A 14,017-nucleotide genomic window follows, 5' to 3' on the forward strand; every position below is an offset into this window, starting at 1 on the left:
GTTCTACTCCCACTTCGGTTTCGAGGAAGGGCCAAGATCAATCGTCTTGCGCCCACCGGGCCAGGTTTTGCTGGATCGTGTTGATGTCCGCCCACGGATCTTTGCGGCGCCGCTTCAGCTTTTCAGGCACGTCCTTCAGGGTGAAAGCGTCCGCACGGGTCAGCTTGGAGAGCTCGCTCCAGGCGATGGGCATGGCCACCGGCGCGCCGGGCCGACCGCGCAGGGAATACGACGCGACCGCCGTCGCCCCGCGACCATTTCGCAGGTAGTCCACAAAGATGCGTTTGTTGCGAAGGCTCTTGGTCGAGGTGGCCAGGAAGCGGGTCGGCTCCGACTGCGACAACGCCTCGGCGAACCCCTTGGCAAACCGCTTGGTCAGGTCCCAGTCGCACCCCGGATTCAACGGCACCACCACATGAAACCCTTTCCCTCCAGACACCCGCAGGAATGACGCCAATTCCAGCTGTTCGAGCAGCTTGCGGATGTCCACGGCGGCCTTTTTGACCTCCGAGAACGGCACGTCGGGGCCTGGGTCCAGGTCAAAGACGACGCGGTCCGCCCTGTCGGGTGCTTCAGCGTGGCTGCCCCAGGGGTGAAACTCCAGCGCGTTGAACTGAACCAGCTCGAGCAGGCTTGCTTCGTCCCTGACCACCAGGTAGTGGGCGTTGATCCCGCTGTCTTCCTTGAGGCGAACCGAATCCACCAGCTCCAAGCCCGCCGTGTGGTGCTTCTGGAAGAAGCACGGCTTGCCCGTCCCGCTGGGACACCGAATGACCGATAGCGGGCGATCAATGATCTCCGGCAGCAGATGATCCATCACGGCCGTGTAGTAATCCCACACGTCCTGCTTGGTGGCTTTGATGTCCGGAAAGATCACCTTGCCAGGGCTGGACAGCTTCGGCGGCGGGCGCGCTTCACCTGCCGACTTGGACGCCTTCCGGGACTGTTTCAGCTTGGGAGCGACCGTCTCCTTTTCCGCTGGCGCCCTATCCGAGTCGACCAGGTCAGCCACGTCCTTGTCGCGCCTGACCGCTTTGAGCGAGGGTTGGCGAAGCAGCTGCTGTCCGCCGATGCCGCGATAAAATACCTCCACCACAAACCTGGGCTTGAACCACGTGGCCGACCGCAGATCAGTGTCCATGGTGGGCACATGGGCCGTGGGGGTCTTTCCGCCGGCTTTGCCGATCAGCTGACTCAGTTCTCTGATGAGTTCATCTGAGAAACCCGAGCCCACCCGGCCGACGTAGAGCCAGTCGTGCTTCTGATCAGGCTTGGCCAGGAGCAGCGAACCAAAGCCGGTGCGGCTGCCCTTTGGAGCTGTGTAGCCCACCACGACAAACTCATCGCTGGCGAGCTGCTTGGTCTTCCTCCAATCCTCGCTTCGCCCGCCGTGGTAGGCGCGGTCCGCACGCTTTGAGATGATCCCTTCAAAGTGGCGTTCGCCGGCCAGTTCGTAGGCCGATTGCCCATCGCCCTCGATGTGGGAGCTGTAGGCCAGGTGCCCCGGACTCCCGTCCAAGAGCTCCTGCAGGAGCTCCTTGCGTTCCAACAGCGGCGCGTCGGCGATGTCGATTCCATCGATGTGGAGCAGATCAAACAGGGCGTAAGCCAAGGCCCCTTGGCGCTCTCCGGAAAGCGTGGCTTGGAGGAGGTTGAAGTCCTGCTTGGTGCCGCTGCCTGCGATGAGCTCCCCGTCCAATGCCCCCGATGTCAGTCCCAAGGCGGCGACGGCGTCCCGAATCTCGGGGATCTTCGTTGTCCATTCCAGCGCATTGCGGGACCAGAGCCGCACCTCGCCCTCGGCGATCGTAGCCAGGATGCGGTAACCGTCCCACTTGATTTCGTGGACCCACTGGTCGCCTTGCGGTGGGGCGTCGCCAAGCTTGGCCAGCTGGGCTTCGAACGGGCCCCGGGGTGCGTCCGCTTTCTTGGCCTTGGTGAGCGTAGATGCTTTCTTCGCCCAGTCCTTGCGCCGCCCGTTCTTCGGCAGCGCAACTGCCGTCAGTTTCTTCTTGCCGGCCTTCCCCGCGCCCGCCCGCTTCAGGTCTTCTGCAGGCGGCGCGATGACATCGCCGAGTAAATCGTCCGCTTCCACGTCGCTTGCGAAGGCATCGTCGTCTTTGAAAAGCAACCACTGTGGCTGCTTGGCGGGCTTTCCCGACCGCACCAGATGCCACCCGCCCTTCAACTTGGTGCCGAACAACTCGAACCGAAGATGCCCCTTGGCGAGCTGGGCTTCCGGGTCGCCCGTCGTCGCCCACACGCCGTGGTCAAACTGCGCGACGTGCCCGCCGCCATATTGCCCTTTCGGAATGTCCCCCTCGAAGCCAGCGTAGTCCATGGGATGGTCTTCCACCTCCACGGCCATTCGCTTGACCTTGGGGTCGTAACTGGGCCCCTTGGGAACGGCCCAGCTCTTGAGGGCGTCTCCTACCTGGAGACGGAAGTCGTAATGGCGCCGGCTGGCGTGGTGCAGCTGGACCACAAAGATCGCCCGTTGCCCTTGCGGCAGCGCTTTGCCAGGCTCCGGCTCCTTTGTCTTATCGAAGCTCCGCTTGCGGCGGTATTCGCTGAGGGACATGCCCTGCCCCGCGCTACTTGCCCAAGTGCTTGCGCACTGCGACCGCGGTAGGACCCACCGCTTTCACCGCCGCCCGGAGTTCTTCGGCGTTGACGCCCAGTGCCTTGGTCCAATATTGCAGCTCATAGTCCTCGTTGACGTTGATGCGATCGCGGTCCGGGTTACCAGCGTTTTTTTTGTCGTCGGTCATGATGATCTCGTCCTTGCGTTCTAGATTGTTTTCGCGACCAGCAATTGCCGGTGCCAGGTCACTGCGCCGCGCGTGCTGGGGTGCCGCTGAAGGTGGGCGACCGAACGGCGGCGGGTGCGTAGGCCATCTCGCCTGCAGCCGCGATGAGCTCCAGAAGATGTGCGGCAACGGGGCCAACTTCTTTCCGCACGCCGATGAAGTGGACCCATGAGCCCTCCACTTCCACTCGGGCTCCGTCAAGCTCAGTGGACCGGCTGACCAGTACGCGAAGGTTCTGGATCCACGTCTCGCAGGGGACCGCGTCCAGCTGAACCGCGGTGGTGGCATCGCCCACGTAGAGATCCGCCATTTCCATCCGAGTCACGCGGGGCGTTGCGGCCCGAAACTGTGGGTAAGCACTCATAAGATCTTCCTGGTAGATATTTGAAGACAAATATCCGCTTGGCGGAGGGCACGTCGCGTCACTGCGGCGTCAAGGGAACGTCAAATGACTGGGCCGCTTGCAGCGAGTTGCTGTTCATGGATGGATGGGCGGTACGCACGCCAGAAAATACACACCGCCGTGAGCGACGGTCACCTATTATCTTCCGTCGGGCTAACCTTGGATCCGCTACACGGGAGTCACGATGAAAAGTGATTGCAACCGAGTCCGGGACGTCAAAGGATCAACGCAGCCATGGACGTGACGGCTTGGCACGTCCTCTATCTCCTTTGGCTGGCTGCAGGGGCCATGGACTTTCTGCTTCACCGAGCCAGCAGCATCGAATCCACATCGGGACTGAAAGAATCCACGCTGCACTTGGCGCAGATCGCGATCCTGGGGGCGGCAACGCTCCTGTGGCTCTCCTTTCGAGCGTCTCAACCGCTTTTCGTGATCCTTCTGGCGCTGATGTGCCTGCATGCCATCACAGGCTATTGGGATACACGCGTGGCCTATCCCACCCGAGCCATTCGCCCCTTGGAGCAACACGTTCATAGCGTCCTGGACTTGGCCCCTTGGATCGCTATCGGCGCCTTTTACTGGTCCCTTCCTGATACGCACGCGGTAACTGGCTTGGTGTTTGAACCGGCTCCCATCGCCATGTGGCTGTTTGCCATCGTGCCGGCGCTACTTCTTACGGTGCTTCCCGCCCTCGTTGAGTTCCGACGCTGCCTTGCCTATCGCGACTAGGCGAACCCGGCCCGCAGCCCGGCGGTCAGGGAGACCTCGCCGGGTGGAGCTCAGAGATTGCTCGCAGCCGAGTGGGCCGCCGCCAGCCCGTCTCGTTTGTCAGGGGATAAGGATCACCTTGCGGCAGTCCTCCTCCTTACGGTCGAACAGTTCGTAGCCGCGGGCGGCTTCTTCGAGCGGAAGACGGTGGGTGATGATCACTCCAGGGTCGAGCGCGCCTTCCCCGATGTAGTCGAGCAGTTCGGGCATCAAACCCTGCACGTGGGTCTGGCCCATTTTGAAGGTCAGACCCTTGTCGAACGCATCGCCAAGCAGGAAGCCGTGCAGATAGCCGGAATAGACGCCGGGAATGCTTACCGTGCCGCAGCGGCGGGTGGTGGCGATGCACTGGCGGATCGCAACCCCGCTGCTGCCTTCCACCTTCAGCGTGGTCAACGCCGACTCGAGCGCGCTGCCTTCGGCTTCGAAGCCGACTGCTTCGATGGACGCGTCCACGCCGCGCCCATTGGTCTGGGTGATGATGTATTGCGCAGGGTCCTCGATCTGACTGAAATCCACCGGGGTTACGCCGTAGGTCTGCGCGGCGAAGGCCAGCCGGTAGGCCAGATGATCGACCATGAAGATGGTCTCAGCGCCCAACAAGCGACAGCACGCGGCAGCCATCAGTCCGACCGGGCCGGCGCCGAAGATGGCCACAGTAGACCCCGGTTTGACGCCCGCATTGAGCGCGGCCTGGTAGCCGGTTGGCAGGATGTCCGACAAGAACAGCACCTGTTCGTCGGGCAGCGCATCCGGCACGCGCAGCGGGCCCACGTTTGCCTTAGGAACGCGCACGTATTCAGCCTGGCCGCCTGAAACACCACCGTATAGATGGCTGTAGCCGAAAAGTGCCGCCGGCGGGCGAATACCCTTCTGGTTCACTGCCGCCCCCTTGCCGGTGTTGGTTGTCTCGCACGCTGCGTGTTCAGCCAGCTTGCAGTGGAAACACTCTCCGCAGGCGATGACGAACGGCACCACGACCCGGTCGCCCGGCCTCAGATCGGTTACCCCACTGCCCACCTCCTCCACGACCCCCATGAATTCATGGCCCAGCACATCGCCGGTATGAAGGTCAGGAATCTTGCCGCGGTAAAGGTGAAGGTCCGAGCCGCAAATGGCCGTCGCGGTAACGCGCAGGATCAGATCATCCGGCGCAGCCAGGGTCGGATCCGGGACAGTGTCAACCCGGACGTCCTTGCTGCCGTGGTAGGTCAATGCGCGCATTGTGGGTTCCTCGTGGCGTGATCGGTGTCATTAGAGATACCCGTCACTGTGTCCCCGGTCAGTGACTGCCATGTAGTGAAAGTGTGGGGCCCACCAGAACGCCGCGCTCATCGTCAGAGGCCCACCATACACATTTTCGACTCAGGAGAACCACATGGCCCTGATCCATTCAATATTGATGGGAGCAGTAGCCGGCATGCGCGCGATGACCCCCTTGGCCGCAGTGACGAACGCTGCGCGCAGCGGCAATCTGCCTGTCGATAACGGTGCGCCGCGCCTTTTGTCCAACAAACTCGCGTCGGCGGGCATGCTTGCATTGGCAGGCGGTGAGCTCATCGGCGACAAGATGAAAACGGCCCCCGATCGCATCGTCCCGGCGGGCATGGTGGCGCGCGTCGCTACCGGGCTGATTGCCGGCGCGGCGTTGGCTCCCCATCGGCAGCGAAAGCTGGGCGCGCTGCTGGGAGCCGGCGCTGCCGTGGGTATGGCCTACGTGACGTTCAACCTGCGCATGCGCGCGATTGCCCGCTACGGCCAAACCAGCACCGGAGCCGTGGAAGATGCCATTGCCGTCGGAAGTGCCGCGCTGATCACTCAGTCCGCAAGGGGCGCCAAACGGAGAGGACGTCGCTGATTCGCGTTGTCAGGGCCCTGCACAAGCCATCCACATCGCAGGGGCGCGGTGTTTACCCGCACATTCGCACACTGGCGTTTCTTTCAACCCAGAGAGGCTCCCTCGATGGCCGTGCCCAACTACCCGAAGCCGCCCTTCAAGGCTCAGCAGCAGTCGTTTCCTGGCAAGACCGACAAGCTCGACCCACGGCCAGACCACGGTGAGGAGAGCTACGTTGGCCACGGCCTTTTGAAGGGCAAGAAAGCTCTGATTACCGGCGGAGACAGTGGCATCGGTGCCGCAGTAGCCATCGCCTACGCCCGCGAGGGCGCCGACGTGGCGATTGCGTTTCTCGAGGGGGAGGAAAAGGATGCCGCCAGCATTGGCGCCCTCATCGAAGGGGCGGGGCAGAAGGCCGTCCTGTGCCCCTGCGACATCAGCGACGACGCCCAGGCTGCGGCGCTCATCAAGCAGGTCACGGCCGAACTCGGCGGCTTGGACATCCTGGTCAACAATGCTGCGTATCAGCGCTACTACGAGTCCTTCGACGACATCACCTTGGATGACTGGCGCAAAACATTCGAGACGAACGTGCATGCGGTGTTCAACCTCACCCGTCTGTGCGTGCCTTATTTGGAGGACGGCGGCTCGGTGATCAACACCGCCTCGGTGAATTCGAAGAAGCCCACGCCCAACATCCTGCCCTACTCGGCCACGAAGGGCGCGCTAGCGAACCTCACCATTGGTCTAGCGGGTCTGCTCGCGGAGAAGGGCATCCGGGTCAACGCAGTGCTGCCCGGCCCGATCTGGACGCCCTTTATTCCCGCGGGCATGGCTGCGGAAGAAGTTGAGCAGTTTGGCAGCCAGACGCCTTTCGGTCGACCGGGTCAGCCAGCCGAACTCGCCTCTGCTTACGTGATGCTCGCGGCCGACAGCGCCAGCTACACCTCCGGCGCACTGATCACCGTCTCCGGCGGCGCCGTCACCCTGTAACGCTGCTGGCTCTCTCCTCAACCAGGGAATCCAATGACTTCTCGCAACCCATACGACATGCAGAAGCCGCAGATCCAGTCCCCAAGTGGTGCCACCGACGGCACGCTGCTTCCGTGACCGCTGGCACCAGCAAGGCCGGGAGCGTTCCTGTCGAGCGCGATGCGGACGGATATGCGCCCATACACGCCTATGCTGCCATCGGCGGTGGGCGTTCCGGCGCGCTCATCGCTCCCGATGGCAGCATTGACTGGTGGTGCGCGCCCTGTATGGACGCCCCGCCCTTGCTCGACCGTCTGCTCGATGACCCGGCCGGCGGTCGCTTTGCCCTGCAAGCCCGGGACGCTGAGGAAGTGCAAAGGCGCTACCGCGATAACAGCAACGTCCTGGTAACGCTCGTGCGCACCACGACCGGCTTGGTACGGGTAACTGAGTCGCTCAACAGCGGCCCGGCCGGTCGTTTGCCTTGGTCCGAGCTGGCCAGGCGGTTGGAGGGCATCGAGGGTGAGGTAGCCTTCGACCTGCACTACCTGCCAGGCACCCGAGCTGGCACCTGCACGCCGTGGATGAGCGACACCCCCAACGGGTGCGTGCATCACGCCGGCCCCGTGATGACGATGCTGCGCTATCCCGATAGCACGGAGATCACCCAATGTGACGACCGTGAAGTGCGCGGCAGCCTCACCCTTCGGTCTGGTGACAGGCACATCGTCGCGCTGCTGGCGTCGCAAGACGAAGTGCTACCCGTCCCTCCCTTGGCCGATATCGATACCCGCATCGATCGCTCCGACCGGGAGTGGCGTCAGTGGGTGGACGACCTGCACTGCGGTGTCAGCCGCTACGCCGAGGTCAATCGCTTGTTCGGATCGTTGGTGGCCCGTGTCCAGAACGACGTGGGTCCGATGTCGGAGATGTGGGATACGCAGGCAGAACAGGGGCTCGGCAACACGCCGCAGGGCCTGAGTCACTTGGCCTTGGTGCATGCCGCGTACGCCGTGGATAGCGAGTAGCGTGGCCGCTCGTCATGGGCATTTTAGTAGAGCGCGTCCGCTATCGGCCAAAAGCGGACACTGTCTGCCTCAGTTGGTGCTGCTGCCCCATACCAAGGGCCGGCGCATAGCCAACAGTGAGCGCGGCAGCGACAGATGGTTACGAGTCGTTGCTGGACTGTTGCGACCGCGGAAGCAGCAACTGTTCCGCCAGCCCCTTGTAGATCGGTGTCCGACACACCAGCCCGGACATCCCACGGGCAATCAGTACCGTTGCCAGGATAGGCAGCAGCAGATCGCCACTGTCGGTAAGTTCCAGCGAGATGACCGCCGAGGTCAATGGCGCTTGTGTGACACCGGTGAGGTATGCGCACATGCCCAGCAACACGAACGCACGCGGGTCCACGCCGGGCATGACCACGGCCAGGTTGTGGCCCAGGCCGGCGCCGACGGCCAGCGCCGGCGAGAACAGCCCGCCGGGAATGCCGGCCACATAAGAGGCCAGGTTCGCCAGCAGCTTCATCAGCCCAAACTCATGTCCAACCGTCGGTTGACCCTGCACCAGACTGCGCGCTTGTTCATAGCCGGTGCCAAAGGCACCATCGCCGCACAACGCCGCCAGCCCAACCACCACCAGACCGCAGCCGGCTGCCAGCAGCACCGGATGCCGCTGCCGAAGGCTGCCCAGCCAGCGCGGGCGCCCTGCAGCGCTGGCCAGCACCATGCGGGCGAATACCCCACCCAGCAGACCAGCCACCACCCCGCATAGCAGGATGGCCAGCCACCCCTGCCCCAGCGGCAGTCCTGCTGTCACATGGCCGAAGTAGGTGTAGTTTCCCAGAAGGCCCAGCGACACCACACCGCCGACGATGACGGCCGTCAACAGCGTGCCCGAGAAGCGATGCTCGAAGCGCCCGCTCAGCTCTTCAATGGCGAACACGATCCCGGCCAGCGGCGTGTTGAAGGCCGCCGCGATACCGGCCGCACCGCCTGCCAACAGAAAGTGCGCCAGCTCCCGTGGATCTTTGAAACCGAACCAGCGGCCAAACAGGTACATCAGGCTGGCGCCCACGTGCACGGTTGGCCCCTCCCTTCCCACCGAAGCACCCCCCAGCAGCGACAGCGTGGTCAGGACGAGCTTACCTGCCGACACCGCCGGTGAAAGGTTGGTTTTCCGGAATGCTTCATCCGGCTTGTCCAGCGCCGCGATCACCTGCGGAATGCCACTGCCCCGCGTGGGACGAAGCACCCCGCTGGTCAGCCACGCCAGCAGGGCGAAAATTCCCGGCGTGAGCAGCAGCGCCCACCAGGGCGAGTGCTCGATGGCGCGTCGAAACAGGGCAAATGCCGCATCGCTGGACTTGGCAAAGAGGATTGCGATGAGTGCCACCACCACCGCGCCCGTCCACAGGGCGGCACGGCGCCGCCATGCCTCGCGCCGCAACTGGCCGGCCAGGTGCATCTGGATTCGGCGTATACAGGTCATGGCCCATAGTATGGCCAGCGCCACCGGGGACGGAAAGCCGGTTGCGTGGCGGGTCACCTTGCCTGATGAGGCCGTCCGACGGGCATCTGCCCTACCAACGCAGCCTCAATCCTCGTCCATGCACCATATGCATCCAACCGTCTGATCGGACACGACCAATACACCAGTGTCGAACGTTGCGGACGTGACTGGAGTCCAGCCAACACCAAGTGCCCCATTTGAGCGCCCCCACTCACCATTTGTGAAGAAGCGCGCATCGCTGCCAGCGAACGCCGCTACGAACTCTCCCGAAAGCTCACGGGCGAGGGCAATAGGCATGATCTCGGTCTTGTAGGCCATGTCCCTATGAAGGACGTTCTCTATGACCTTGGCTGCCTCGACAGCATCAATCTCTTCGTAGCACTCCGGTGAGTCCAGCAGTCCAAAACTGCTCGCAACGTCGGTCACGGTTGCTGAAGCAGCACCAGGAAGTATCCCGGCGATAGTGTCCTGTCCTCGCCTCTGCTTGATGCGCTCGGTGATGTCCAAAGCTTCCCCCGACTACCTGATGGATGTGACTTGTGGCTCAAAGAACGTTCGCAATGGGTCGGCGGCCGAGATTTCCATCCTTCCCCGCGGCCGGACTCGGCCCGGCGTCCGCTTTCGGCCAAGAGCGGACCTTGCTACCCGGCTAATCTACTCCGCGCCACCCCTCATGACCGCTTTCTGACATGGGTGAAATACGCCATGCAAATGGGTGAGCCGTCACAAGAGGCTTCCCAGCCTTGACGCGCTGCGCAGTAGATTTACTGAGGACGGTTGCGCATTGATACGTATGCATTCTGTTCTGGCTGGACGAGACACTTGGGGCCAGGGTCACTACCACCACGGAGGTCCCCCATGAGCCATCTGCCTGCCCCGCCCGACGCCCCGCCTCCCTCCACGTTGGCCAACGACCTAGCACGTGGACGCACCCATCTTGGCAACGAGCGCACCCACTTGGCGTACTTGCGCACAACGGTGTCGCTGATCGGCTTCGGGATCACCATTAACCGCTTCAGCACTTACCTGATCCAGAACGACCAAGCGCCCAAAGGTAGCAGACTGATGCTGCACGACGCGAGCAACGCGGGTTTTGGCATGGTGTTGCTCGGGTTGGCGCTGCTTATCTGGTCCCTGGTCCGTTATCGGCTGGTAACCAGGGATATCGAACGCGGCGTAATCGCTCCCAGGCACCGCGCGACAACGGTCTTCACCATCGGCCTGCTGCTGCTGGGCGGGCTGACGGCGCTCTGGCTGTTCACTAGCTGAGGTCTGCCGCGCCGCAGGCGCCGGGGTCCTGGGACACCCGGCGCCGGCCTTTCAGTTGCTGCTCCCGGCGGGATTCTCCATCTTGCGCTGCGCCTCTTCCAGCGCCTTCTTCATGCTCAGGGTGTCGGCGCCCTGTGACGGCGGAAACTCCATGAGCGTCTTCAGGTGCTCGGCGATGAACGGGCCGGCAGCCGTGGGTGCCCACAACTTGGAGGCGAAGAACTTGCGCCCGATGTAACCCCATTCCGGCGACTGTGGGTCCATGCGCTCCATGGGATCCATGCGCAGGTTGAAGATGTAGGGCACGGACGGGTAGTACTTTTCATCCCACCAGCTGCCCTCCCGCTTCACGCCGATGTGCATCTTCCAGTTGTCCACGCGCACCGCCATCAGGTCGGTTTCATCGTAGTAGAAGATTTCGCGCCGCGCCGACTTGGGCGATTCCCCGGTCCAGTGGGCCAGGTTGTTGTACCCATCCAGGTGCACCTTGTATTTGGTGCCGTTCATGGTATGGCCCTTGATCAGCTTCTCCTTCAGATCGGGAAGCCCGGCGGCTGCGGCCAGCGTGGCGTAGACGTCTTCGTGGTTCTGTGTTTCGTTGGAGACGCTGCCGGCGGCGATCCGGGCCGGCCACTTGACCAGGTGGGGTACGCGTACACCGCCTTCCCAGGTCGTCCCCTTTTCGCCGCGGAATGGCGCGTAGCCGCCATCGGGCCAGAGCATCAGCTCGTTGCCGTTGTCGGTGCTGTAGATCACGATCGTGTTGTCTTCGATGCCGAGCTCCCGGAGTTTGTCCAGCAGCTGACCGACCTGCTCGTCATGCTCGAGCATCTTGGCCCGCACCACGTCTTCCTCTGCCCTGCCCTCGTCCACGGCTTTCTGTATCCACTTCTTCGGCGAGTGGGAATGGATGTGGATGGCGGTTGTGTTGAACCAGCCGAAGAACGGCTTGTCACCCTTGCCTACCCGGTCAAGCCAGTCGAGGGTTACCTCGACCACTTCGCTGTCGAAGGTTTCCATGCGCTTGCGCGTGAGCGGGCCGGTGTCTTTGATCTTCTGCTTGCCTACCCGGCCAAACTTCGGGTCCGTGGTGGCATCGTCCTTGTCCGAGGCCCAGGTGTGGAGCACGCCACGGGGACCGTAGGTTTGTTTGTACTCGGGGTTCTTCTGCCCCGGGTAGTCAAGCTCCTCGGGCTCCTCTTCCGCGTTCAGGTGATAGAGGTTGCCGAACCACTCGTCGAAGCCGTGGACGGTAGGCAGAAACTCGTTGCGGTCGCCCAGGTGATTCTTGCCGAACTGGCCGGTAACGTAGCCGACCGACTTGAGCACTTCGGCCAGGGTCGGGTCGCTCTTCTGGATACCGCGGGTGGAGCCCGGAATGCCAATGGTGGTCATGCCGGTGCGGATCGGCAGTTGGCCCATGATGAACGCGGCGCGCCCGGCCGTGCAACTGGGCTGGCCATAGTGATCGGTGAAAAGCATGCCTTCACTGGCAATGCTGTCGATGTTGGGGGTGCGCCCCATCATCCCGTGCGTGTAGGCGCCAACGTTCCACACCCCTATGTCATCGCCCCAGATGACCAGGATGTTGGGGAGCTTGTCAGTGCTACCGTTTTTTACGGAGGACGTTTTCGTAGCTTTTTCTGCTGTCTTGACCATGATCTACTCCTTTACAGTTGAGACGGATCAAACGGACTGCTGCCCACGGGGGCCTTTCGTCAGCGGGGATAGAGCAACGTGACACTGAAGCGGACGCCCCAGTCCGGCCCGCCCCGCGGACCTTCCAGGTAAGCCCGAACTCCACCCTGGTAGCTGATCATCTGGTTGCCCAGCTTGCTGACCTTCGAGTACTGGACGTTGAGCGGCACGGTCCACTGGCTCGCCTTCCAGTCGTAGGTGGACTCGATGTTCACAGCCAAGGTACGGCCGCCGGTGAACGCCTTGGCGAGGAACGGCTGCACGAACGTGTTGCTGATGTCCCTGCGGCGGGAGCCGCTGCCGGCGATGTCCGAAAGGTGGTTAACCAGCGCGCCGAAGGTCCAGCTCGCGTCCTGCTTGAGCACCACGAAGGTGGGACCGGCGCCCCAGGTATCCGCGCCCAGGTCATCGGTACCGGTGGGCAGGAGCAGCGCCGGGCCGATGCCCCAGACGATGCCGGACGGGCCGGTTTCCTTGGGCGAGAAGAAGAAGCTCTGGGTGAGGTCGCCGAGCCCGGCCTGGTCGGTGCCCGGAATCACGTCCTCCTGGTAGGCCACCGGGAGGATGGTGCGGGAGATGACGTTCCACTCCGGCGAGATCGAAAACGGTGCAACCGGCTGGATGTTCAGCGTATGCCGATAGCCACCATTGGCGTAGCCGTCGTCGTAGTTGTACTGGAACGGCACGCTGATGAGCGCCGCGACCGGATTGGAGAGCTTCTTCGCCAGGGCGTCCGCATCCTGCGCCGACACCGGGCCGGACAGCCCTGCCAGTACCGGGACCATGGCAAGCGCAGCCAGCAGCGGGCGTGGACGCACGGGGCGCGCAGCGTTGGATGAGCAATGCATGACGGACACCTATGAAGGCGTGGGCAGGGCCACGGAACGCTGGAGATCGAGCATGGGGTCCTGCGGCACGTTGATGCCGCCGGTACTGGGCAGGTCCAGGTCCAGTACGAGGCCCACGGCAAGCGAGAACAACAGGAGCAGCAGGGTTGTCGACGTCCGCTGGCGAACGCGTTCATAGCCGAGCAGCCCTGCGGAAAACAGCGCGAACAGGAACAGCATCCGCAGGATGCGATGGGGAATGTGGTCCTGCCGGGCCGCGAACCGCTCGCCGGCCAGGTCGATGGAGTCGTTGGTGGTGGTGATCATCAGGCTGGCGCGCGGAGTGTCCCGGAAGGAGGCGGTGGCCGACATCACGGCCGCCCAGAGCTCCGTCTGCAGCGCGGTGGTGCGTGCGTACTGATCCAGCTCCTGCTGCGCGGTCTTTGCCTTGGCGAAATCCACGCGTGCGTCGATGTACCGCCGCAACACGGCGCGTACGCGTTCGGCGTCGGGCGTCTCCAGCAGAACCGTCCGCAGCCAGGTCGTTCCCAGCGCGTTCGCCTCATGCAGCACCAGCGACCTGCGCTCGTCGTAGCGACCAAGTGCGAGCGAAAACGTAAAGCCGATAAGCAGCGCCAGCAAGCCCAGCACGGTGTTGGTCGAGAACGAGTCGCCCTCATCGGCACCGGTGATTACTGGCTTTCGTGACTTCCGCAGGTTCTGTCGGGATCGCAGGAAAGCCCCAAGTTCGCGGGCGGCTAACAACGCCACGAAGAAGATCACGGTGAGCAACCACAGCGGGACGAAGGACGGGCTGCCTGGCAGATGCATGTTCCATCACCAACGGATACAGTGGGATGGGTTCGAGGATGGTCGATGGCTGCCAAAACTGCTTCAGTACTTCTACCGACCCTCGTCC

13 protein-coding genes and 1 pseudogene are annotated in these 14,017 nt (G+C 63.1%); 5 read left to right on the forward strand and 9 right to left on the reverse strand.

From position 1 onward, the window contains the following. Positions 1-37: 37 nt before the first annotated feature. The 3 genes from ligD to V9K91_RS08055 are packed head-to-tail and all read right to left on the reverse strand — an operon-like array spanning position 38 to position 3,120. Positions 38-2,581, reverse strand: a complete 2,544-nt coding sequence (ligD, locus tag V9K91_RS08045; RefSeq protein WP_336442957.1) for a DNA ligase D — start codon at positions 2,579-2,581, stop codon at positions 38-40. 13 nt (positions 2,582-2,594) lie between these two features. Continuing rightward, positions 2,595-2,771: a DUF3606 domain-containing protein gene (locus tag V9K91_RS08050; protein ID WP_336442958.1), complete on the reverse strand. Its 177-nt coding sequence runs from the start codon at positions 2,769-2,771 to the stop codon at positions 2,595-2,597. 58 nt (positions 2,772-2,829) lie between these two features. Beyond that, the gene (locus V9K91_RS08055; protein WP_336442959.1) at positions 2,830-3,120 is read right to left on the reverse strand and encodes a hypothetical protein; all 291 of its coding nucleotides are present in this window, start codon (positions 3,118-3,120) and stop codon (positions 2,830-2,832) included. A 327-nt stretch (positions 3,121-3,447) separates the two neighbouring features. Between V9K91_RS08055 and V9K91_RS08060 the strand changes: the two genes are divergently transcribed. Next, positions 3,448-3,942 (forward strand): hypothetical protein, encoded by a 495-nt coding sequence (locus V9K91_RS08060; protein ID WP_337308179.1) that lies wholly within the window; start codon positions 3,448-3,450, stop codon positions 3,940-3,942. Positions 3,943-4,041: 99 nt separating this feature from the next. On the opposite strand, the gene V9K91_RS08065 is transcribed toward V9K91_RS08060, so the two are convergent. Further along, on the reverse strand, positions 4,042-5,205 hold the full coding sequence (locus V9K91_RS08065; RefSeq protein ID WP_336442961.1) for a zinc-dependent alcohol dehydrogenase: 1,164 nt from the start codon (positions 5,203-5,205) through the stop codon (positions 4,042-4,044). Between the two features lie 154 nt (positions 5,206-5,359). Here V9K91_RS08065 and V9K91_RS08070 point away from each other — a divergent pair, with 154 nt between their 5' ends. From V9K91_RS08070 to V9K91_RS08080, 3 genes and pseudogenes are all read left to right on the forward strand, one after another. Beyond that, positions 5,360-5,839 (forward strand): DUF4126 family protein, encoded by a 480-nt coding sequence (locus V9K91_RS08070; protein WP_336442962.1) that lies wholly within the window; start codon positions 5,360-5,362, stop codon positions 5,837-5,839. A 105-nt stretch (positions 5,840-5,944) separates the two neighbouring features. Beyond that, positions 5,945-6,811, forward strand: coding sequence for an SDR family oxidoreductase (locus tag V9K91_RS08075; RefSeq protein ID WP_336442963.1), 867 nt, complete (start codon positions 5,945-5,947; stop codon positions 6,809-6,811). Positions 6,812-6,924: 113 nt separating this feature from the next. Beyond that, positions 6,925-7,629, forward strand: a pseudogene (locus V9K91_RS08080) (trehalase-like domain-containing protein); the annotation flags it as partial. Positions 7,630-7,957: 328 nt separating this feature from the next. On the opposite strand, the gene V9K91_RS08085 reads toward V9K91_RS08080, so the two are convergent. Both V9K91_RS08085 and V9K91_RS08090 read right to left on the reverse strand, forming a co-directional pair. Beyond that, positions 7,958-9,283, reverse strand: a complete 1,326-nt coding sequence (locus tag V9K91_RS08085) for a chloride channel protein (protein ID WP_336443192.1) — start codon at positions 9,281-9,283, stop codon at positions 7,958-7,960. Between the two features lie 105 nt (positions 9,284-9,388). Beyond that, a complete protein-coding gene (locus V9K91_RS08090; protein ID WP_336442964.1) occupies positions 9,389-9,811 on the reverse strand; it encodes a hypothetical protein in 423 nt (140 codons plus the stop codon). Positions 9,812-10,162: 351 nt separating this feature from the next. Between V9K91_RS08090 and V9K91_RS08095 the strand changes: the two genes are divergently transcribed. Beyond that, on the forward strand, positions 10,163-10,573 hold the full coding sequence (locus V9K91_RS08095; protein WP_336442965.1) for a DUF202 domain-containing protein: 411 nt from the start codon (positions 10,163-10,165) through the stop codon (positions 10,571-10,573). A gap of 51 nt (positions 10,574-10,624) precedes the next feature. On the opposite strand, the gene V9K91_RS08100 is transcribed toward V9K91_RS08095, so the two are convergent. The 3 genes from V9K91_RS08100 to V9K91_RS08110 are packed head-to-tail and all read right to left on the reverse strand — an operon-like array spanning position 10,625 to position 13,929. After that, positions 10,625-12,232 carry an arylsulfatase gene (locus V9K91_RS08100; RefSeq protein ID WP_336442967.1) on the reverse strand — a complete coding sequence of 536 codons (1,608 nt, stop codon included), beginning with the start codon at positions 12,230-12,232 and terminating at the stop codon, positions 10,625-10,627. Between the two features lie 59 nt (positions 12,233-12,291). After that, the gene (locus tag V9K91_RS08105) at positions 12,292-13,089 is read right to left on the reverse strand and encodes a transporter (RefSeq protein ID WP_336442968.1); all 798 of its coding nucleotides are present in this window, start codon (positions 13,087-13,089) and stop codon (positions 12,292-12,294) included. Positions 13,090-13,128: 39 nt separating this feature from the next. After that, the gene (locus V9K91_RS08110; protein WP_336442969.1) at positions 13,129-13,929 is read right to left on the reverse strand and encodes a hypothetical protein; all 801 of its coding nucleotides are present in this window, start codon (positions 13,927-13,929) and stop codon (positions 13,129-13,131) included. Between the last annotated feature and the right edge of the window lie 88 nt (positions 13,930-14,017).

The organism is Stenotrophomonas sp. CCNWLW57 (assembly GCF_037203925.1).
In the GTDB taxonomy this organism is placed as follows: Bacteria; Pseudomonadota; Gammaproteobacteria; order Xanthomonadales; family Xanthomonadaceae; genus Stenotrophomonas; species Stenotrophomonas rhizophila_A.